The organism is Aeromonas crassostreae, assembly GCF_054052445.1.
The window spans coordinates 175,862-197,937 of sequence record NZ_JBSTYM010000004.1; the positions used below are offsets into that span (position 1 = coordinate 175,862).

Sequence of the window (22,076 nt, forward strand, 5' to 3'; positions counted from 1 at the left end):
TCCTATGGTCCTTGGTGGTGAGGGCTGGCCTGCGCTGCGGGGGGCCGGCAAGACAGCCCCCCGGTCAGCTGGAGTGAGGCCGCGCTCAGTGTTGCAAGAAGGCATCCATGGCATAGGTGGGTTTGCCACCCTGATCCATCAGGCCGAGGGAGTAGTTCTGCCAGCCGTTATGGCTCTGGGGTTCCCAGTAGAAGACACCGAGCCCCTTGTTGTCCGGGATCCAGGTCATCTTGTTGAGCAGATCGACCAGGGTGTCGTAGCTGTTTTTCGGATCATCCCAGGGCATGCCCACCTCCACTATCATCACCTCCTTGCCATGGCGACTGACCATGTCGGCAAGGTTGTCATAACAGAGGTTGTTCATGGTAAACCAGTCGCCATTGCCTGTCTGGGTGGGGTAGATGGAGGCGCCGATCACGTCCCACTTGGCTCCATTGGCCTTGAGGCCGTCGAACATCCAGCGGTAAAGGGCATTGTTCTCGCAGTTGGCGAGGTGGACTATCACCTTGGTTGCCGCGTTCACGGCCTTGACGGCGTCATGACCGCTGTTGATCAGCCAGGCAAAGTTGCGCATGTTGACCGATGCCTTGCCCTCGTCCCACAGCATGCCATTGTTGGTCTCGTTGCCCACTTGTACCCACTTGGGCGTGATGCCGGCCTGCTTCAGGGCGGTGAGGCTGTTGTAGGTGTGCCAGTAGACGTTGGACATCAGCTGCTCGAAGGTGTAGCCCTGCCAGGCTGCCGGTTTGGTCTGCTTGCCAGGATCGGCCCAGCTGTCGCTGTAGTGGAAGTCGATCATGATGTCGAGGCCCGCGGCCTTGGCCCGCTTGGCTTTGGCGATGACATCGTTGAGGCCGTTCCAGCCTCCGGCCGGATTGACCCAGACCCGCAGCCGGATGGCGTTGATGCCGTGCTGTTTCAGGGTGAGCAACAGGTCCTGCTGCTTGCCGCTGTCGTTGTAGAAGGTGTAACCGGACTGCTCCATCTGGGTGAGCCAGCTGACGTCGGCGCCCTTGACCATGGCGGTGCCGACTGACGGGCAGAGCATGCTGGCGCCGAGCACCAGGCTGCTGATCAGGTTGAGTTTCATCCTTGTTTCTCCGTGATTGGATCCGTGATTGAAAGGGGTCTGGCTCATGGCTGAGCCCGGGGCAGGGGAGGGAGTAGGGCAATCCCCTGCCTGGATGCGTCCTGGTCGTGACACATTCAATCAGGGGCTGACCCCATGGGCCGAGAGGCGGCCCATGGGGGCGTTACTGCGCCTTGCTCACCGTCAGCTGGATCCTGGCGGGATCGCGGCGATCCAGGGTGAAGAGGTAGGTCCCATCCTCGGCGGGGGCGAACGTCATGTCGCTCCACTGGTAACCGGCCTTGACGATGACTGGCTTGCCGGCTTCCACCTTGCTGACGGGGTCGAACTGGCCGTAGGTGGTATCGCTCTTCCACTTCGCGTCGGCGACCTTGAACTTGTAGGTGCCGTGGCTGGCTTGCAGGGGGGCGGCGACGGTCAGCAGGTCGGGCTGGCTCTGGATCAACTGCTGGGCGGCGGGGGCCTCCCAGTTGTTCATCTCCCCGCGCAGGAAGAGGGGGCGGGTCTGCGCCGTGTCGGTCTCGGCGGCCCAGGCCGGTGGAAGGCAGCCGAGCAGGGTGGCGGCCAGGAGTGTGTGTTTGAGCATTGTCATTTCCTTGTGTTTGGGTGGCACCGGCCCGTGCTGGGTCGGCAATCGGTTACAGGCTGAATCGTTGCACCAGGGCCAGCTGTTGCTGGGAGAGCCGTTGCAACTGGCCGCTGGTGTGGGCGACTCGGGTCAGCGTTTCCTGGTTGCTGTCTGATATATTATTGATATTGCTCATATTTATGGTGATCCCCTGACTGGTGTCATGTTGCTGCCGGGCGGCGGCGGCGATCTGGACGCTGAGGTCGGCCACCTGTTGCAGCGAGCTGGCGAGGCGGGTGAGGGTGTGACGGGATTGCTCGCTGTCCTCGGCGCAGAGCGCCATCACCTCGGTGCAGCCCACCAGGGTGGCGACGGCCCGGTGCACGCTCTGCTGCAGCGCCGTGATCATCTCCTGAATGCTGGTGGTGGACTGGGTGGTGTGGTTGGCCAATTGGCGGACCTCGTCGGCCACCACGGCAAAGCCCCTGCCCTGTTCTCCGGCCCTTGCCGCCTCGATGGCGGCGTTGAGCGCCAGCAGGTTGGTTTGTTCCGCGATCCGGCTGATGAACCCCAGAATGCTCCCTATGTTGTTGCCCAGTGCGTGCACCTCCTCGACGATGCGGCGTGAATCCGCCAGGCGCTGGGAGAGCTGGTTCATGCGGGCCAGGGTGTTCTCACTCATGGTGCTGGCGCTGCGGGCCTGGCTCGCTACCTCCCCGACCGTTTGCTGGGCGTGCCCGGCGCTCTTTGCCACCTCGTGCACCGTGTGTTCCATCTCGATCATGGCGCTGGCAACATTGGCCGTCTCGCCGCGCTGTTGCTCCAGCTGGCGCTGGGCGCTGAGTTGGGCAGACTGGTTCTGGTTGGCCATCTCCCCCAGCGAGCCGGCGGCCGTCACTATCTGCCCCAGCATGTTGCTCATCTCCTGGGCGAGGGCATTGATCCCCCCGGCCAGCTGACCGAATTCATCCTGCTGCCTGAGGGGGATGCGTCTCGTCATGTCGCCCCGACTCAGGGCCTCGAGCACCGTCAGGGTCTGTTTGATGGGGGTGCGGATGGAGTGGATGATGCGCCAGAGCACCAGGGCGCTGACGGCCAGCGACAGCAGCAGGCCGACAAACAGCAGGGATTGCAGCTGGCTCAGGATCGCCTTGCTGCGCTGCACCCGCAGGGCCAGCTGGCTGTCGACGTGGCTGTCGATCTCCGCCAGCTCTCCCAGTACAGCGTCGATGATCCGGGTGGCCTGGGTGCTCTGGTTGCGCAACTGCTCGCTCTCTTGGGCCAGGCGAAGGTGACTCGCCAGCAGGCCGGTATCGCCGGTGCTCTGTTGCACCACCCGATCAAACAGGGGGCCCACCGACCGCTCCAGATCTATCTTGCCGCCGAAGGCGTTCTCCTGTTTGAGCAGCTCGGCAGCCAGCGCCCGGCGCTGGTTGCCGATCGCCTCGGCGAGGGACTGGTTGCTGGCCAGCTGGGCCGCAATGCGTGCCGAGTCCTGCAGCTTCATGGCCGCCTGGGTATTGCCGAACAGCTGTTCCAGTCCATTGACCAGGGCGTTCTTGAGTCCGGCGGTGTAATGGGCGCCCAGGGTCTCCACCAGCATGGCGAGATCGCCCAGCAGGCGCTTGTGATCCCGGCTCAGGCTGGTGTCTTGCGCCAGGGTTTGCTGGCGCGCCAGGTTGGCGGCATGGCGGTCAACAATCCGGGTCGCCAGCTGCCAGTAACGTCCTTGCAATTCGATGAGGGTCTGGATGCGGCCGGTGATGGCTTGGTAGTGGGACGCCTTGCTGCCGAGTAGCGCCACGTCCTGCTCGAACGCCTGCTGCCAGCGCGCCAGTTCGCCCCGTCCCTTGCTGACCTCCTCCTTCGACGGCAGGGTGAGCAGGCCACGCAGGGTCTTGTCTTGCATAAACAGGTCTTTGGTCACCGAACGGCTCTGTACCAGGGTCGGCGCCACCTCGCCGGTCAGTATGTCGACCTGCCCGGCCAGCTGATTGCCCGCCCGCAGGGCGATCGTCACGGCGAGCACCAGCAGCATGATGATGAAGCCAAAGCCAAGCAGCAGGCGCTGGATGATGGATATCGGTGGGATTACGCTCTTCATTGAAATCGCTTACATTGAGGGTCTGTGCATTGCCGCTGGCGGATACGCCCGGTATCGACATGCAAGACCGCTGATTATCAGGGTGTTATGCATCTTTGTCCCATGTCACCCAATGGGGCGGTTGAGACCTCTGCATACGAATTTACATTTTTGAGTGTAACGTTTCACTCGGTGTGACTTATTCTTACACTGCCATGGATCCCCGCCAAACAGGATTTAAACAGGGTTGGGAGCCGGCTCTCATTTCGCTGCTATTTTGTGCTATCGCGTGGGGTCGCCTGGAGAGGGGAGGAAGAGGGCAGCGCCCTGGGCGCGACGCAAGGCGGGTCGAGGGAGGGGGCGACATGGGCAGGGGAGCACGGGGCAACAAGACGAAAAAAGCCCCCGGCTGGGCGGGGGCAAATGTGGCATGAATAGCGCAGGCGTGGAGAGAGGGGATGCGTCAGCGGCTGATCCGGGTGCCATCCTCGGCGAAGACGAGGCAGTGTTCGGGAGCGAAGAAGACATCGAGCTGCTGGTACGGCTTGAAGGCATTGTCACCAGGCAGCAGCAGCTTGAAGCCGTCGATGCCGCAGCATTGACCGAACAGATAGGTGCTGTTGCCAAGGCGCTCGACCACCTCGCAGGTAAAGGAGAGCCGGATGCCATCGTGGCCGGGCACCACGTGCTCAGGGCGCAGGCCCAGAGTGATGGTGCTGCCGGTTGCCAGCTCGCGGGTGGAGAGGGGGAGCGTGATGGTTTGCTGTTCCGACAGCGCAACCTGCAACTCGCCGGGAGACCAGCTAATCACCCGGGCCGGCAGGAAATTCATCTTGGGTGAGCCGATAAAGCCGGCCACGAACTGATTGACGGGTTTGTAATAGAGGTCCATGGGGGAGCCGACCTGCTCCACCTTGCCGTAGTTCATCACCACTATCTTGTCTGCCAGGGTCATGGCTTCGATCTGGTCATGGGTGACATAGATCATGGTGGTTTTCAGCTCCTGGTGCAGCTTGGCAATATGCAGGCGCATCTCGACCCTCAGCTCGGCATCCAGGTTGGAGAGGGGTTCATCAAACAGGAACACCTTGGGGTTGCGCACGATGGCGCGGCCAATGGCGACCCGTTGCCTCTGCCCCCCCGAGAGCTGTTTCGGTTTGCGATCAAGGAGATGGGCGAGTTGCAGTGTCTTGGCCACCATGCCGACCTGGTGCTGGATCTGGGCCTTGGGCACCCCGTTCACCTTCAAGCCATAACCCATGTTTTCGGCGACTGTCATGTGGGGATAGAGGGCATAGGACTGAAACACCATGGCGACGCCACGGTGGGCCGGGGCGACATCGTTGACCACTGAGCCTCCGATGGCGATGTGGCCGTCGGAGATCTCCTCCAGGCCGGCGATCATTCTCAGCAAGGTTGACTTGCCACAACCGGAGGGGCCGACAAACACGGTGAATTCACCATCTTCTATCTCCAGATCCACATTGTGCAGCGTCACGTTAGTGCCAAAACGCTTGACCACACTGTTCAGGCTGATACTCGACATACTGCTAACTCCTTGATAATAAATCAAATCTGTCATGGTTCCCCCTGCCATCTGCGACACGGAGTACACACCAGGAATCGGATATAAACAGCCGGAGATCCGCTTCGCGACGACTGCACACATCACTCGTGACAGCAATATAACAGCACAGTGTAACCGCTTGCACAAAATGCTGTTTCTTTTGTGTATGAGATCACAACCTTTGAATATGCTGCTGGCAGATATGACGCGCTCCGCTTACCGTAATCACATTCGGTGTAACCGTTACACTTCTGACCGCTTTCCCGAGGGAGTAGCCGAAGGGCAAGCCTGGCGAGGTGTACCGGAACAGCATACCGAAGCTCAGGGGACAGAAGTAAAAGTTCATTATTAATCAGTGTGTTGGCCTAGCCATCCATGCCTGGCAACGAAACAGGTTGCCGCACCCGTGAGGGGGCGCAGTGACCTGGTAGCCAGAAGGTCATGGCGGTGTGGGGGACACGAGTGAAATGATTACACACATCGGCTTGCAGCGCGGCAGTCCATGCGACTCAACAGCCACTCCTTCTTGAACAGGGACAAGGATAAAAGATGAAAATCAATAAATTAACAGCGTTGGTCATGTTGTCATTGGGGGCGAGCAGCCTGCTGGGCCAGGCGGTGATGGCGGCCGAGGGTGAGCTGCTGATATGGGAGGACATCAAGAAGTCCAATGGCATCGAGGATGCGATCAAGGCATTCGAAGCCCAGCACAAGGTCAAAGTGAAGATCCTGGAGATGCCGTACGCGCAGCAGATCGAGAAGCTGCGGCTGGATGGCCCGGCGGGCATAGGTCCCGATGTGCTGGTATTGCCCCATGATCAGGTCGGTGGTGCCGTGGTGCAGGGGCTGTTGTCCGAACTCAAGGTGGATGCCAAGTACATGGACAGCTTCACCAAGCCGGCGGTGGATGCCCAGACCTATGAAGGCAAGCTGTACGGCATTCCCAAAGCGGTCGAGACCATAGTGCTGGTCTATAACAAGGATGTGTTGCCAAAAGCGCCGGAGACCTTCGATGACCTGATCAAGGTTTCCAAGGAACAGCGTGCCGCCAATAAATACGGTCTCCTGGCCAAGTTTGACGAAATTTATTACTCGTATGGCGTCGTGGCCGGCATGGGGGGATATATTTTCGGCCAGAATGCCGATGGTTCCCTGAATGTGAATGATATCGGCCTGGCCAATCAGGGCACGGTTGATGGCGTCACCTTCCTCAAGTCCTTCTATGCCGATGGTTTGTTCCCGGCCGGGATCGTCGGTGAGACGGGGGCCAATGCCATCGATTCCCTCTTCACCGAGAAAAAAGCCGCCGCCGTGATCACCGGTCCCTGGGCATTCAAGCCTTATCAGGATGCCGGTGTGAATTATGGCGTGGCACCCTTGCCGACACTGCCAAATGGCGAGCACATGCGCTCTTTCCTGGGCGTAAAAGGGTATAGCGTATCCACTTATTCTACCCAGAAAGAGCTGGCCCAGCAATTTATCGAATTTATCAACCAGCCTGAATACGCCAAGATCCGTTTCGAGAAGACAGGGGAAATTCCTCCCGTCAAGGCGTTGATCGATGATCCCGTTATCAAGGGTGATGAGAAGGCGCGGGCCGTCGCCATTCAGGCCGGCTATGCCGTGCCCATGCCCAGCGTGCCGGAAATGCAGGAAGTCTGGACCCCCTCCAATAGCGCCCTGCAATTGAGCGTGACCGGCAAGCAGGATGTCAAGGCTGCACTGGATGGTGCCGTTAAAACCATCAATATGCAGATTGAGGCAAACCACGCCAATCGGGATTAACGATACGCAGGGGTTACGCCTTGCCTGCATGGGTAGCATTCAGCTGCTTGATGCTACCCATGTTTATTTAAGGATAGGAGGTTGATTGTGGTTGTCGATTCCAGCGAAATCGCACAGGTTGGTTTAAAAACCCAGCACGCCAAGATTGCGGCATTATTATCCCTGATCCCGGGCTTTGGTCAGTTTTATAATAAGCAGTTTGTCAAAGGTGCGCTGTTCTTTATCGTCATGTCTTGTTTCCTTGGCGTATTCAACGACTTCTTACAGCAAGGATTTTGGGGACTGTTTACCCTGGGGAGCGAGTTGCCGCGAGATAACTCAGTGTTTCTCCTGGCCAAAGGGGTGATCAGTGTCTTGATTGCCACCTTTGGTGTGGGTATCTATTACTGGGGGATCCGCGATGCTTACCTCTGTGGTGAAAAGCGGGATCAGGGTCATGGGCTGTCTGGAATAAGGAAGCAATATCAGCTCTTGCTGAGTGAAGGCTTCCCTTATCTGATGATCACCCCGGGTTTTATTCTGCTGGTCTTCGTGGTGGTCTTTCCCATCATATTTGGCTTCTCTATTGCCTTTACCAACTACGATCTGTACCACACCCCACCCGCCAAGCTGGTTGACTGGGTGGGATTGAAGAACTTCTTCAATATATTTCGCCTGGATCTGTGGCGCTCCACCTTGCTGGATGTCTTGCAGTGGACCGTGATCTGGACCCTGATTGCGACCACGCTGCAATGTTCCGTTGGGGTGATGCTGGCGATACTGGTCAACCAGAAAGATCTTAAATTCAAGGCACTGATCCGTACCATCTTGATCCTGCCATGGGCCGTGCCTGGGTTTGTCACCATTCTGGTGTTTGCCGGCATGTTCAATGAGACCTTCGGGGTCATCAACAATGGCATTCTGGCCTCACTGGGCATTGAGCCCAAGCAATGGATGACGGACCCCTTCTGGACCAAGACAGCCCTTATCCTGATGCAGACCTGGCTGGGTTTCCCATTTGTCTTCGCCATGACCACAGGGGTGTTGCAGGCGATTCCGGACGACTTGTATGAGGCCGCAACCATAGATGGTGCCAATGCCTGGCATAAGCTGACCACGATTACCTTGCCCTTGGTGCTGTATTCGATTGCGCCGATTTTGATTACCCAATACACCTTCAACTTTAATAACTTCAACATTATTTATCTGTTCAATAATGGTGGCCCGGCGGTCATTGGATCCAACGCGGGTGGTACGGATATTCTGGTTTCCTGGATTTACAAGTTGACCATGTCTTCATCCCAATATGCCATTGCGGCCAGCATCACTATTTTGCTGTCCATCTTCGTGGTTGGTATCGCGCTGTGGCAATTTCGCGCAACCAACTCCTTCAAGCAAGATGATATGGCCTAAGGAGAGCGGGAATATGAGCGTCAAACACAGCGTTAAAAAGAGTAACTTCATTCGGCTGGGCATCAGTTATGGGCTGCTGCTGCTGGTGGCGGTGATCATCATCTACCCCCTGGTCTGGACGGTGGGGGCTTCCCTGAACCCGGGCAGCAGCCTGCTCAATACCTCGATCATGCCCGAGAATCTGTCGTTCCTGCATTATCAGGAGCTGTTCGATGGCCGGATTGACTATGCCGCCTGGTATTGGAACTCCATGAAGATCAGCTTCCTGACCATGGTGCTCACCCTGATCAGTGTCAGCTTTACCGCCTATGCCTTCTCGCGTTTCCGTTTCCGCGGGCGCCAGAATGGACTGATGCTGTTTCTGCTGCTGCAGATGGTGCCCCAGTTCTCTGCCCTGATCGCCATCTTCGTGCTGGCGCAGATGCTGGGCCTGATCAACAGCCACCTGGCGCTGGTGCTGGTCTATGTGGGGGGCATGATCCCCATGAACACCTATCTGATGAAGGGTTACCTGGATGCCATCCCCAAGGATCTGGACGAGTCGGCGCGGATGGACGGTGCGGGCAACTTCCGCATCTTCATCGAGATCATCATGCCACTCTCCAAGCCCATCCTGGCGGTGGTGGCCCTGTTCTCCTTCACCGGCCCGCTCGGTGATTTCATCCTGGCCAGTACCATCTTGCGTACCCCGGATCAATTCACCCTGCCCATCGGGCTCTACAACCTGGTCGCCCAGAAGATGGGGGCCAGCTACACCACCTATGCGGCCGGTGCCGTGCTCATCGCCGTGCCCGTCGCCATCCTCTATCTCTCACTGCAGAAGTACTTTGTTTCCGGCCTGACCGCGGGTGGAACCAAGGGCTAATCACACAGGATCCCAATGATGAAATTACGACACAGTTTATTGGTGGCGGCCATGCTGGCCACCGGATTGACCATGGTTTCCCCCTCGGTACTGGCGGCTGAAACGGTGCAGATCCAGCCGGTCAAGGTGGCGGCCGACTTTATCAAGGGGGCGGATGTCTCCATGCTGGCGGAGGTGGAGAAGCACGGAGGCAAGTTCTTCGACGAACATGGCAACCCGCAGGATGCCATGGGGATCCTGAAGGCGAATGGCTTCAACTACATCCGCCTGCGCCTGTGGGTCGACCCCAAGGATGCCGATGGCAAGCCTTACGGTGGTGGCAACAATGATCTGGCGACCACCATAGCACTGGCCCAGCGGGCCAAGGCCAATGGCATGAAGTTCCTGCTCGATTACCACTACAGCGATTTCTGGACCGATCCGGCCCGGCAGAACAAGCCCAAGGCCTGGGCCACCATGAATATCGACCAGCTGACCGAGGCCGTGTATCAGCACACCAAGCACACCATTGATGCCTTTGCCAAGGCGGGGGTGCTGCCTGACATGGTGCAGGTGGGCAACGAGATCAACGGCGGCATGCTGTGGCCGGAAGGCAAGAGCTGGGGTCAGAACGGCGGCGAATTCGATCGGCTGGCTGGCCTGCTGAATGCGGGGATCAAGGCGGTCAAGGAGCATGGGGATCAGATAAAAATCATGCTGCACCTGGCGGAGGGGACCAAGAATGACACCTTCATCTGGTGGTTCGACGAGATAACCAGGCGCAAGGTGCCGTTCGATATCATAGGCCTCTCCTACTACATCTACTGGAACGGCCCCATGAGCGCCCTCCAGTTCAATATGGACGACATCAGCAAGCGCTATGGCAAGGATCTGATCGTGGTCGAGGCCGCCTACGGCTACACCACGGACAACTGCGACAACGCCGAGAACACCTTCACCTCGAAGGAGGCCGAGGACGCCGGCTATCCCGCCACAGTGCAGGGCCAGGCCAACTATCTCCACGATCTGCTGCAGGTCGTCAGCAAGGTGCCGGAAGGGCGCGGCAAGGGGGTCTTCTACTGGGAGCCGGCCTGGCTGCCCACCCCCGGCGCCACCTGGGCCACCAAGGCGGGCATGAAATACAACGACGATGACTGGAAAGAGGGCAATGCCCGCGAGAACCAGTCGCTGTTTGATTGTCAGGGCAAGGTGTTGCCCTCCATCAAGGCGTTCAACTAATCACCCATGATCGGCGGGCCTGTGTGCCCGCCGGCGATGATGTCCATTACATGGAGAGATGTCATGTTCACGTTTTCCCCCCTGAGCAGCAAGGTACCCGTCCTGTTGCACGGTGCCGACTACAACCCTGATCAATGGCTCGACGATCCTGCCGTGCTGGCCAAAGACATCGAGATGATGAAGCAGACCCGCAGCAACGTGATGTCGGTCGGCATCTTCAGCTGGTCGGGTCTGGAGCCCGAAGAGGGGCGTTACGAATTTGGCTGGCTGGATAGGGTGCTCGATACGCTCTACGCCAACGGCATCTATACCTTCCTGGCCACCCCGAGCGGGGCGCGTCCCGCCTGGTTGTCACAGGCCTATCCCGAGGTGCTGCGCACCGACAAAAACCGGGTCAAGGCGTTGCACGGTGGTCGCCACAACCACTGCATGAGCTCCCCCGTCTATCGGGACAAGGTGCGCCAGATCAACGGTGCCCTGGCCAAGCGCTACGCCAACCACCCCGGTGTCATCGCCTGGCACGTCTCCAACGAATACGGTGGCGAGTGTCATTGCGAGTTGTGCCAGCATCGGTTTCGCGACTGGCTCAAGGCCCGCTACGGCACGCTGGATGCCTTGAACAAGGCGTGGTGGAGCACCTTCTGGAGCCACACCTTCACCGATTGGCAGCAGATAGCGTCCCCATCCCCCATCGGCGAGAGCACCATTCATGGCCTGAATCTGGACTGGAAGCGGTTCAACACCGCCCAGGTCAGCGACTTCTGCGCCGCCGAGATAGCCCCCCTGAAGGCGGAAAACCCGGCGCTGCCCGCGACCACCAACTTCATGGAGTACTTCTACGACTATGACTACTGGCAGCTGGCCAAGGTGATCGACTTCATCTCCTGGGACAGCTATCCCCTCTGGCACAATGCCGAGGATGACTGCACCCTGGCGGCCTATACCGCCATGTACCATGACCTGATGCGCACCCTGAAAGGGGGAAAACCCTTCTACTTGATGGAGTCCACCCCCAGCCTGACCAACTGGCAACCCATCAGCAAGCTCAAGAAGCCGGGCATGCACATCCTCTCGTCCCTGCAGGCGGTGGCCCACGGCTCCGATTCGGTGCAGTACTTCCAGTGGCGCAAGAGCCGGGGCTCGGTGGAGAAATTCCATGGCGCCGTGGTGGATCACGTCGGCCATCTCGATACCCGGGTTGGCCGCGAGGTACAGGCGCTGGGCGATATCTTGAGCCAGATCTCCGCCGTGGCGGGCAGCCGGGTGGAGGCCAGGGTCGCCATCATTTTTGACTGGGAGAGCCGATGGGCCATGGACAACGCCCAGGGGCCCCGCAATGCCGGTCTCTTCTACGAGAAGACGGTGGCCGAACACTATCGCGCCTTCTGGGAGCAGGGGGTGGCGGTGGATGTGATCAATGCCGACTGCGATCTGAGCCCCTACTCGCTGGTCATCGCCCCCATGCTCTACATGGTGCGCGACGGCTTCGCCGAACGGGTCGATGGCTTTGTCCAGGCGGGGGGGCGCTTCGTGACCACCTACTGGTCCGGTATCGTCAACGAGACGGATCTCTGCCATCTCGGCGGCTTCCCCGGACCATTGCGGCCCGTGCTCGGGATCTGGGCCGAAGAGATCGACAGCCTCTATGACCATGAGCGCAACGCCATCAGCGGCCTGGCGGGTAACGCGCTGGGGCTGACGGGCCCCTATGAGGTGACTCATCTGTGCGATCTCATTCACCTGGAGGGGGCCCGGGCCCTGGCGAGCTATGACGGCGACTTCTATGCCGGTCGCCCGGCGGTGACGGTCAACGACCATGGCAAGGGGCAGGCTTACTACATCGCCTCGCGCAACGATCTGGCGTTCCAGCGCGACTTCTTTGGCAAGCTGATTGAGGAGCTGGCCCTGCCACGGGCCCTGGCCACCGAGCTGCCGCCGGGGATCACCGCCCAGCGCCGCACCGATGGGAAGCAGGAGTTTATCTTCCTGCAGAACTACACCGGCGAGGCCAGCGTGGTATCGCTGCCAGCGGCCTATACGGAGATGGGCTCCGGCCAGACCTTGATCGGAGAACTTGCCCTGGCGGCCTATGGCTGCCGGGTCTTGAGTCGTCAGCTTTAGTGAACCCTGAGCCCGTGCAGACGGGCTCTCTTATCGCATCCCGGTGCATGAACCGCGGGTAAAAGAGGGAGACAAGCATGGTATCCATGCACGATTTCAAGCGTCTGTTTGGCCTGGCGCTGGGCCACAAGCCGCAACAGGAGATGGCGCAGGCCGCCGAACCCGGGCTGGACGAGGAGGGGATCCGGCAACTGGTGGCGGCATTTGGTGGCAGAGAGAACATAGCGTCGTTCGATGCCTGCCTGACCCGGCTCAGGGTCAAGGTCAAGGCGCTCTCGTCGGTGAACAGCGACGCGTTGCAACAGCTGGGCGCCATCGGCGTCATCATCATAGGGCAGGAGGTGCAGGCCATCTTCGGCAAGCGCTCCGACAATTTGCGCCGGGATCTCGCGACCTGGTTTGAATAATGGGAACCGGCGCCGTGAGCGCCGGCTCCTGTGGATCGCCCATGGCTTGCCGGTGCCCGCCCGTCACAGGGAGCATGGGGCACCGAATGTGGCGACGATGCGGCACATGGCCCTCAATATGCTGCGGCAGGAAGAGAGTAAGGAGGCCAGTCGCAGGCGCAAGCAGAAGATGGCGGCGATGAAGAGCGCCTCTCTGAAACAAGTCATATTGGCTGGCATCCATGGCGCGAACAAAAACGGAGCATGTCTGTGGTTGCCCTGATGTATGAGGATCTCGGCAAGCATGTTATTTATATTGGATCGTATAAATCAATTTGCCGTGTGCCCGGCCTGGCGCCACTTTATCCTCTATTTTGATATAGCGAGCATACAGAGGAATATTGATGAAGTGTGAACCATAACGGGTATCGGCAGACCACTGCTCTGTCCAAGCATGCTCCAATCTGTCACGTGAAATCTGAATGCCAATCCCCGAGGCCCCCCCTTCATCTAATGACATGATGCCACGTTCTGCATCTATCAGACCGTTCACGGCATCGATGTTCACACTGTATTGATTCGAGCTATCCATGGCCATCTGGTTGCCGGCACTGAAAGTAATGTGATGGGAATATTCAAAAGGAGCATCACAGATCAGATTGATACTGGCATCAACCCATTCGGTGTTGTTTCTTTTTTGCGATGAAAAATACTGCATTGAATATGATCCCATCTGTACCTCATTGCTTTCAGCGAAGCAGGTGGGGACCACATAGCTTATCTGCCCTGAGAGTGACATCCTCGCAAGCTCGACAGATTGTCCATCGATATACTCACCACTACTCGATTGAGTGGCATAAATAATAATGCTGGGGAATGACGATGCATCCAGCATCCCCCCAAGTGCCTCACCGTTTATCTTGATGAGTTTGACGGTGACATCGATGGTGTTCGCTGAGTCGGACACGTAATGATAGACATGTTTATCGCCAAGGACATTTCCGCCATGAAAGTCAATGCTGATACCGAGACTGTCAATGTTTGTGGCATAAATTGAGGCGCCATTCTCGTTCACCATTGGGCCTGTGCCACCATCCAGCTTGGCGACGAGATAATACTGCGCTGAGTCACAGTTAAACTGGACTGCTGGAGTAGAAAATGTGATGACCATGGGGTTTTCACTGACGCCACTCGGGGACATAGTGCTAAAAGGAAGTGGATGGATTATCTCCTGGTAGGGGGATATGGCCTCACATGCCCCACAAGCCATATTGATGCCAAGCAATGGCAGCGTCGACAAAATGAGAAAAAGATAAGCCTTTTTAATCATGCATTTAAACATCAGTGTCTCTCTATTTTGTCTGAGGCATGCAATGAAGAGTGACCTCTGCAAATCGATCTGGGTTGATCAACTGTTCACCTGTCAGGTGATAGGGCAGGGTACAGCGCTGTCCGGCATCCTGTATGCTAAGCACGCCAGCCAATTGCGCTACCCGAGAAAATACCTGCTGGCCCTGCCCGACATAGCCGACAATATTTTTCTCCGAATCATACACTTCGGCTCCAAATGGGAGAGGGGATTCGCTGCCCGCTATATTGATGATCAAAGGATACCCATAATGAGTTGGATAAGATAACTTGACCAGGGCGCCATCGAGGGGTGCAACCTTCAATGATGTACTCTCTATTTCAACCCCAATGGAACTTCCTTTCGGATCAATTCTGATGTCATTGAGCTGATAGGGATTTAAATGGGGAATGAGAGCATAACCATGGCGATCTATATTGACACCGCTATAGTTACTTACCTTTGCCCCTTCAGCCCCTTTTGCTTCTGCCAGTGCAAAGGTATTCCCTTGATAAGGTGATGAGGTCAATCCATCACTATGGCCAACGATGGTACCGTTCATCCCAGCCGAAGCACTGTAATAATTGGCGGCGGCGCCTAAAGATACATTGAGTGATGTTGAATCCGTTCTTATCCTAGCATTCGCACTTGCACTGCTCCCTTCTCCATGGCTATTGGTTGTCCCCGATACGCCATAGTTAATATGGCGATCTTCCCCAGTAATACCGCTGACACCGGTTCTGACGCTATGCTGACCATTGCTTTTTCTTTCGTAGCCGACATAGCCGCTTGCGCTATTCATTCCCCAAGAAAGTGGAAAGTTAACATTCAAAGAGATGGTGTCCTGATTTTGTCCATTAGCCGTTTTACTCCGTCCTGCATTGATCCTATAGGTCATCTGGTGAATGTCATTGCTGTATCCAATTTGATATTGAGCGTCCACATCCGGACTAAGCCAATAATTCTGTACCGATGAGCTGACATAGAACTGCCCCCAACCAAGGGGGAGTCCTTGGGTGGCACTCAATATGTAGCGACTCTTGCTGCGTACGGATTGGTCTATGTCCACGCCACGAACGATGGCCTCACGCGCAGACATTGCCGTCATATAATCCATGTATCTTTGGGTGGGAAACTGGTACGTGGCGAGCGTGAAATTGGTGTGAGTGGCCGCAATGTTTTTATTGTAACCAAAGCGGTAACTTTCCCCGCGCCATGTCTCTTGGAGGTGTCCATCACGGCCGAGATCTGTCTTGGCGTGTGTCACATCAGCACTCAATACACCAAATTCCGTCGCAATACCCAACCCACCCTGAGCAGAGAGATAGTGTTCGCTACCTTGAACGCCGGCATATCCGGTCAGCCAGTTATTAATGCCATGCTGCCATGTCGCTTGCCATAACGAGGGCGATGCAGCGATGCTGGGCGTATCGAGTTTACCGAGTGAGATCTCAACTTGAGCTTGTCCCGGTCGTTGCAATTTTCTGGCGGCGGTATAAGGCACTTGGAAGTGCTGTTCACTTCCATCTGCCTCATATATGGTGACATCCAAGTCGCCACCATAACCAGCAGGAGTCAGATCATCAATGATAAAGGCCCCTGGGCTGACAGTGGTTTGGTAAATCATGCTCCCAGATTGCCGAACGGTGACTCGAGCGTTGGTATTGGCGATGCCATGAATTTCTGGTGCGTAGCCACGGCGTGATATTGGCTCCATTCTCTCATCGGTATTAAATTTTACCCCTGAAATTTTCAATGTATCAAACATCTCACCCGATGTGTGGATTTGCCCCACCGACATCCGGCCTTTTATTTCGGGAATATCACGCTGGAGATACGTATTCAAGGATTGATAGCTACTATCATTGTGACTGTTTTTTGTCCAGTTCCCGTTATGGCGTAAAAACCAGTTGTCGATATTCAACCCACTAGTATTGCTCGCATAAATACTCGTTTGTTGATGACCACTGGACTTGCTCTGATAGGCGTTCACGTTATAGCCGAATAATAATGCCGGGATACCGGCATCCCATGACTCCGGTGATACATAACCACTCTTTGCTCTGTCTTCATAGATTTGTGGCACATTGATATGCAGTGTCTGGGTATTGCTGTCGAAATGCACACTGGCCCCAGGGATCAGCGCGGTGAGATCGGGGCATGTATCCGGTTCATCAATGATATCGTTCAGCCCCAATGCTCCATACTTGATGGGCAGCAGTCGTAGCTGCTCATGACTCAGGCAGGGGACACCAAGGTTATTTTCACGATCGATAAACAGAATATCCTGATTGAAGATGGACTTATCATTAAAATAGACGTGAACACGATGGCGACCAGGCACCTGGCTGGCTTGCCGAGAGAAACGCGAAAGATCCGGAAGCGAGTCTTCATTGAGCCTTAGAAAGGAGGCATCAAATTCAAACTCGTCCTGCGTAGCGGAGTGAGCCTTTAATGTAAGAATGCAAAGTATCGATACAGTAAATAACTTCATATTTTCCAAAAATGATACTCCAATCGCAAGCGCGATCTTTAAAATGCATTAATCAACCGTAAAATCTTTTTTTCTAATTGCCCCGTAATCATCAATCCATTCGGCCTTGACTGTTTTTCCATGAGCCGTCTTGATGTCATCAACAGTCAGGTTTCCAAAGGGGGGGAGCATGTCGACATTCACCTTTTGTCCATCTATCGATACGCGATAAAGTGAAATGTAATGTGGGGATGGATTACCGATGGTCATGCCTTGAGCGCTCAGCTTCCAAGTCAGTGAGTGTGGTGCCATTGCGGCTGTTTTCTTCAGCGCCTCCGGGCGCCAGAAAAACTTCAAGCGCGAACGAATCGCGAACTGGAGGTAGTTTGCATCCGTCATCTCTCCCTTTGGGCGGCTCGGTATTTCGAGCACATTTAGCCAAAAAAGAGATTCCCTATCCTGAGGCAGTGCAGATGTCGTGGTGGAAATAATACGTAGCGATTGTGCCTTTCCTGCATCGAGGCGATTAATCGGTGGGGTAAGAATAAAGGGAGTCTTGATGGTGTCCGGGGCCGAGTTTTTATCACCTATATCCAGCCAACTTTGAATCAACACTGGTTTTTTACCATCATTGGTTACCTGGACGGTAATTTCTCTTTCATTTGCTGGGTAAATGATCCTGGTGCCATTAATGACGACGCCAGCGTGGGCTGGTGTCAAGAGTAGAAACAACAAAAGTGACAAGATGTATCTGACGGTGTGGTGAGGCATACCTATATGTCCTGTATATGTCATCATTAATAAGTGGGAGGTATGCCCTCCCACTATGCATATTATTGATAGGTCAAGTTGTAAGTGACTTGAGCACTCACTTCACCCGGGGTCAACGCATCGGCGTCTTCTACATAGTATTGAACTGTGTAGTTGTAGCTCTGTTCAGCAGACTCACCGCCTGCGAATTCAAAGGTGTTGGATATATAGGTATTGACATCTACGGGGTTGTTATCGCCGTCACGCAGTATCAAAGACACGCCATCTGCGCCATCGGGCGCGGTATTGGTCAGGCGGCCTCCGGTCTCGGTGGTATTAACGGTCTCGTCAAAGCTGATGGCTACATTAGCCTCGGAGCCACTGCAATCGAGTCTAAGAGAGAATGCTTCAGTTCCACTTTCGCTACCATTTGCACCCAGGTTTCTCATTTGCACACTTGGCAGGGTAATGGTTGCAGCACCAGAGTCATCATTGCCAACGAAAACGTTGCAGGTGGTGTCTGTGATTTCACCAACAAAGTCAATTGTTCCAGTCTCAGCGGCAATGGCATTACCGGAGAGCATGAGAACACTGATCATCGAGGAAAGAAGAATGCTCTTGCGGGGCATGATATAGATCTCCATTATGGCTTGAATCACTTATTATTAAGCAGTTTATTACGCAACAGAACCGAGTAGACCGGTTGTCTGCCCTGCTGTTGTGCATTATTAAATCAGCCTTTGGTATAGCAAGCTTCATCCTTTATCCACATACAACAGGCCATATTCTGTCCGAGCACAATAACGTAAATGGTGGTCAATAGCTTTTTGTATTGGAAGTGATGTGTTTTATAGGTTTATTGTCTTTGTTTTCGTGTTTTTACAGAGTTAATATCTTGATTTGGCTGTTTATATAGCACCAAGTATGTCCGCGTTGCTACACTGTAGAAGTATATGCTCACAGCGAGACTGAACGAGATTCATACGTGTGAGAGTTACCAATGATATCGAAACGTTTGCGGGGTCGTGGATGAACTATGTAATTGACATGAGGGTACGCTATCGTCCAAATGATGGCGTCCTCTGGCTTGTTGATGATGACAGCTCAGCCATTACGCTGACGGTGATGATGAACCGTTTATTTCTTTTTCTTCTGGAGCGCAGAGGCTCCACCATCACCAGGGATGAGATCCTCGCCGAGGTGTGGGACGCATGGGGATTGCGTTCTTCCAATAACACGTTGAACAAATATATATCCGAGTTAAGAAGAATGTTCAGTGTCTTTGGCGTGTCGTCCGAGTTAATCGTTACCGTGCCTCGGGTTGGATATATGTTTAATGGAGATGTCGATGTTCAGTCTGACGGGGGATCATCCCTGTCCAAGATGACACGAGAGAAAGATGATGGCGAGCGAAAGACAAGGAAGGCCTGGAAGAAACTAATGTTATTGCTTGTGGCTGGACTCTTTATGGTGGCCAATTATCTCCTGTTTTCGGTTGCATCAAATTCGAATACTATCCCGAAGAAGCAGAGTGCAACACCGAAAGAGTATATTTTTTCATTTGATGGATGCCCTGTATACACAGTGAGAAAAAATGCAATTACATTATCCGGCAGTCGAGAGGCATTTTTTATTGAACTGTTGAGATCCAAGGGTATGACATGTCATGCCGGTGAATCGTTTTTACTCACGCCATCGGATGCCTATCTGTATACCCACCGTGGCCGTGTTTTTATTGCCCGGTGCGCTAAAGATGATAAAGCACAGCACTTTTCATCATGCATGAACTACTATTGGAGTGGTGATGAGAGTCAATGATAAATGGTTTAATTTGTTCTTGGTAAGTGTAATTTGTCAGGTTGCTTTATTTTCATGTCTCTATTTTTGGCAGGGTAGTGATAAAGAAAAAGGAGTGAGCATCAGCTGCTCATCATCATTAGAGATGTTGCATGATGTTCCGGTATTTCTGGCCCGCATCGATGTCGCATTTCGTCTCCTAGAGAACTTCACGGGCCAGATTAATTTCTCTGGCAATGTCGCTATGGATGGTGAGAAGTATGTGATCTCTCGCTTGATGACGTTCAGTTATGAATTTAACTCCGCGGGTGAGATTACCATTGCTGATGTGGCATTTATTAAGAATGCACGGGATAACATAAGGGATGAAATTTTTAGGAATCACATCATTTACATCCCCAAAAAAGGGCGTTTTTATATGAAGGTCAGTATGGTCAATGGCGCATACCTGATAGAAAATTCGCATTCACCCATGTTGTTGTGTGTCGATAAAAAGCTTGAATAATGAAGCATGGCGCACCGATGTATTGCCCTATGGGTACAGGTCCAGGTTGTGTTCTCAACGCGTTCAAATGTCAGGCGCCGCAATTTACGGTCATGAGCAGGGCCCCTAAATAGGCCAATTCAGGTAGTTTTGAAGTGAATGGATGCAGTATTTCTGGAAGGATTGCGCCCCATAAAATGGACAGATCGTTTTTCAACCACGTTAGGAACACCGCCTCGTCATCACCTGACATCGGCCTCAAACCGGCGCCTTGGCCAAGCTCTCCTGCTCCTACAGCCTGGTGGAGCCTGGCAAACTGCCAAGCCTGGTCAAGCCCAGCGCGGGGGTGGGCAAGATGTAACGGCAAGATGTAACGGGTCCTGAATGGACTGGCCCCGTCGGCAGGAGGCAGAGGGCGGTCAAGTGTCTTGCCCCATCACGCCGGTTTTGATGGGGCAGCTTGTCTGATCGCCCGCCGATGGGCCTTCAGGGACCGCCCATCTGGATTCAGCCCGGCTGATCGGCCAGGGCGGTGAGGGCGACCCCCTTGTCACAATACATGGCCCTGTCCGCCTGGATGAGCCATTGCTCCGCGCTCCAGCCGCGCTGATAGTGGCTGACGCCGATACTGATCCCCACTCCCATGGCATGGCCATCCACGTCGAACGGAGCCGACATGGCGAGCCGGATCACCTCGGCTACATCATGGGCCTGTTTGGGGCTGTAGCCCGGCAGCAGCAGGATGAATTCGTCCCCCGCCAGGCGGGCGAAGAAGCACTGGTGGGCGATGGCATCCTCTATTCGCCGGGCCAGCTGGCAGAGGATGGCATCCCCCTGGCTGTGGCCGAAGTTGTCATTGATGCGTTTGAAGTCGTCGAGATCGCAAAACAGCAGGCAGCCGGGGGAGGGCTGGGCTATCTGCTGGCGCAGCTTGTTCATCAGGCTGAGGCGATTGGGCAGACCGGTGAGGGGATCGCGCTGGGCGAGCTGCATGATCTCCTGCTCGCGCTGCTTGCGCAGGGCAACTTCCCGGCTCAGGCGCTCGTTGCACAACCAGAGGTAGAGGGCCAGCACCAGGATCAGGGCGCTGGCGGCCAGGCTCAGCATGAACCAGGGTCGCCAGAATACCCACTGCGCCGAGGGGGCATGGTAGAGAAAGTTGGCCAGGGAGACGCCGTGCTTGATGAGCCCTATCTCCACCAACTGGTTGAGGATGTGCTCGAAGCGGGCCGGGTTCATGTAACCAATCTCCACGTAGAGCGGCTGTATCATCTCCTTGCTCACCTGCAGCTCGTACTCCATGTGGGCCTGAGAGCGGTTGACCCCGTACTGTTCGCGCAGCAGGCTGATCGCCTCCTGGGGATGGGCCAGGGCATACTGCCAGCCCCGCAGGCTGGCGGCGCGAAAGCGTTCGACCCGATCCGGGTGCCTGGCCTGATTGGTCTGGGTGGTGAACAGGATGTCGCTGTAAAAGTCCACCCCGTAGTTGCGTGGGCTGATGACGGAGACGGGCACTCCCAGCTCCTCCAGATAGAAGGGCTCGTTGCTGAGATAGGCGTTGAAGATATCGACCCGCCGCTCCAGCAGATCGTGGATGTTGACCGAGGTCTGCAGCGGGATCAGCTCGTCCTCGCGGATCCCCTGATAGAAGAGGGTGGCCAGCAGCTCGGCATCCTGATGCTCCGGGAACATCATTATCCGTTTGCCCCGCATGTCGGCAAGGGTGAGAATATTGCTGTCGCGCCGGGCGAGGAAGACGGAAGGGGAGTGCTGGAAGATGGCGGCCAGCGCCAGCAGGGGCTGCCCTTCGGCGAACTGGGTCAGTACCTCGGTATTGCCGACGCCAAAATCGGCGCGCCCGCTCAGCACCTCGGCCACCGGGCTCAGCCCCTTGCCGCCGGGGCGGATCTCCACATCCAGCCCCGCCTCGGCGTAATAGCCCTTGGCCTTGGCCATGTGATAGCCCACGAACTGGGGCTGGTGCAGCCAGCGCAGTTGCAGCACGACCCGGTCGGCGCTCGGGGGCGCCTCTTCGGCGGCTCGGGCCTGCACCTGGGCAAGGAGGTCAAGGCAGAGCAAGAACAAGCAAATCAAGCATCTCATCATCCGTGCGAGTCTTCACATTGTAGCCGGAGGGGTGTTTAAATCG

The 22,076-nt window shown here is 55.7% G+C and carries 17 protein-coding genes; 8 read left to right on the top strand and 9 right to left on the bottom strand.

Translation table 11 applies throughout. The annotated features are described in order from the left end of the window. Positions 1–85 precede the first annotated feature (85 nt). The 4 genes from ACW5W4_RS05005 to ACW5W4_RS05020 all read right to left on the bottom strand — a co-directional run bounded on the left by ACW5W4_RS05005 (position 86) and on the right by ACW5W4_RS05020 (position 5,287). Complete coding sequence (locus ACW5W4_RS05005) at positions 86–1,090, bottom strand: glycoside hydrolase family 53 protein (protein ID WP_427263170.1); 1,005 nt, start codon at positions 1,088–1,090, stop codon at positions 86–88. A gap of 163 nt (positions 1,091–1,253) precedes the next feature. Continuing rightward, entirely contained in the window at positions 1,254–1,676 is a 423-nt protein-coding gene (locus ACW5W4_RS05010) for a hypothetical protein (protein WP_427263169.1), read from the bottom strand. A 52-nt stretch (positions 1,677–1,728) separates the two neighbouring features. Further along, positions 1,729–3,762 carry a methyl-accepting chemotaxis protein gene (locus ACW5W4_RS05015; RefSeq protein WP_456688618.1) on the bottom strand — a complete coding sequence of 678 codons (2,034 nt, stop codon included), beginning with the start codon at positions 3,760–3,762 and terminating at the stop codon, positions 1,729–1,731. Between the two features lie 442 nt (positions 3,763–4,204). Next, a complete protein-coding gene (locus ACW5W4_RS05020) occupies positions 4,205–5,287 on the bottom strand; it encodes an ABC transporter ATP-binding protein (protein ID WP_456688619.1) in 1,083 nt (360 codons plus the stop codon). A 570-nt stretch (positions 5,288–5,857) separates the two neighbouring features. Between ACW5W4_RS05020 and ACW5W4_RS05025 the strand changes: the two genes are divergently transcribed. From ACW5W4_RS05025 to ACW5W4_RS05050, 6 genes are all read left to right on the top strand, one after another. Continuing rightward, a complete protein-coding gene (locus tag ACW5W4_RS05025; RefSeq protein WP_427263165.1) occupies positions 5,858–7,093 on the top strand; it encodes an extracellular solute-binding protein in 1,236 nt (411 codons plus the stop codon). A gap of 87 nt (positions 7,094–7,180) precedes the next feature. Then, positions 7,181–8,485: a carbohydrate ABC transporter permease gene (locus ACW5W4_RS05030; RefSeq protein WP_427263164.1), complete on the top strand. Its 1,305-nt coding sequence runs from the start codon at positions 7,181–7,183 to the stop codon at positions 8,483–8,485. 13 nt (positions 8,486–8,498) lie between these two features. Further along, positions 8,499–9,350, top strand: coding sequence for a sugar ABC transporter permease (locus ACW5W4_RS05035; protein WP_427263163.1), 852 nt, complete (start codon positions 8,499–8,501; stop codon positions 9,348–9,350). Between the two features lie 18 nt (positions 9,351–9,368). Beyond that, a complete protein-coding gene (locus tag ACW5W4_RS05040) occupies positions 9,369–10,568 on the top strand; it encodes a glycoside hydrolase family 53 protein (protein WP_456688620.1) in 1,200 nt (399 codons plus the stop codon). Positions 10,569–10,631: 63 nt separating this feature from the next. Further along, complete coding sequence (locus tag ACW5W4_RS05045; RefSeq protein ID WP_456688621.1) at positions 10,632–12,689, top strand: beta-galactosidase; 2,058 nt, start codon at positions 10,632–10,634, stop codon at positions 12,687–12,689. A gap of 77 nt (positions 12,690–12,766) precedes the next feature. Then, positions 12,767–13,096: a glucose PTS transporter subunit EIIB gene (locus ACW5W4_RS05050; RefSeq protein WP_427263160.1), complete on the top strand. Its 330-nt coding sequence runs from the start codon at positions 12,767–12,769 to the stop codon at positions 13,094–13,096. Positions 13,097–13,382: 286 nt separating this feature from the next. Here the strand turns inward: ACW5W4_RS05050 and ACW5W4_RS05055 are convergent, their stop codons facing one another. The 4 genes from ACW5W4_RS05055 to ACW5W4_RS05070 all read right to left on the bottom strand — a co-directional run bounded on the left by ACW5W4_RS05055 (position 13,383) and on the right by ACW5W4_RS05070 (position 18,275). Continuing rightward, on the bottom strand, positions 13,383–14,417 hold the full coding sequence (locus tag ACW5W4_RS05055; RefSeq protein ID WP_456688622.1) for a fimbrial protein: 1,035 nt from the start codon (positions 14,415–14,417) through the stop codon (positions 13,383–13,385). Between the two features lie 10 nt (positions 14,418–14,427). Then, on the bottom strand, positions 14,428–16,917 hold the full coding sequence (locus tag ACW5W4_RS05060) for a fimbria/pilus outer membrane usher protein (protein WP_456688649.1): 2,490 nt from the start codon (positions 16,915–16,917) through the stop codon (positions 14,428–14,430). Positions 16,918–16,965: 48 nt separating this feature from the next. Beyond that, complete coding sequence (locus tag ACW5W4_RS05065) at positions 16,966–17,667, bottom strand: fimbrial biogenesis chaperone (RefSeq protein ID WP_456688623.1); 702 nt, start codon at positions 17,665–17,667, stop codon at positions 16,966–16,968. 62 nt (positions 17,668–17,729) lie between these two features. Beyond that, positions 17,730–18,275 carry a fimbrial protein gene (locus ACW5W4_RS05070; RefSeq protein WP_427262414.1) on the bottom strand — a complete coding sequence of 182 codons (546 nt, stop codon included), beginning with the start codon at positions 18,273–18,275 and terminating at the stop codon, positions 17,730–17,732. 358 nt (positions 18,276–18,633) lie between these two features. Here ACW5W4_RS05070 and ACW5W4_RS05075 point away from each other — a divergent pair, with 358 nt between their 5' ends. Next, positions 18,634–19,464: a winged helix-turn-helix domain-containing protein gene (locus tag ACW5W4_RS05075; protein WP_456688624.1), complete on the top strand. Its 831-nt coding sequence runs from the start codon at positions 18,634–18,636 to the stop codon at positions 19,462–19,464. Further along, on the top strand, positions 19,451–19,948 hold the full coding sequence (locus ACW5W4_RS05080) for a hypothetical protein (protein ID WP_456688625.1): 498 nt from the start codon (positions 19,451–19,453) through the stop codon (positions 19,946–19,948). Before ACW5W4_RS05075 ends, ACW5W4_RS05080 begins: the two co-directional genes overlap by 14 nt. Positions 19,949–20,434: 486 nt before the next feature. Here ACW5W4_RS05080 and ACW5W4_RS05085 read toward each other — a convergent pair whose 3' ends face one another. Beyond that, complete coding sequence (locus ACW5W4_RS05085) at positions 20,435–22,033, bottom strand: ABC transporter substrate-binding protein (protein WP_427262411.1); 1,599 nt, start codon at positions 22,031–22,033, stop codon at positions 20,435–20,437. Between the last annotated feature and the right edge of the window lie 43 nt (positions 22,034–22,076).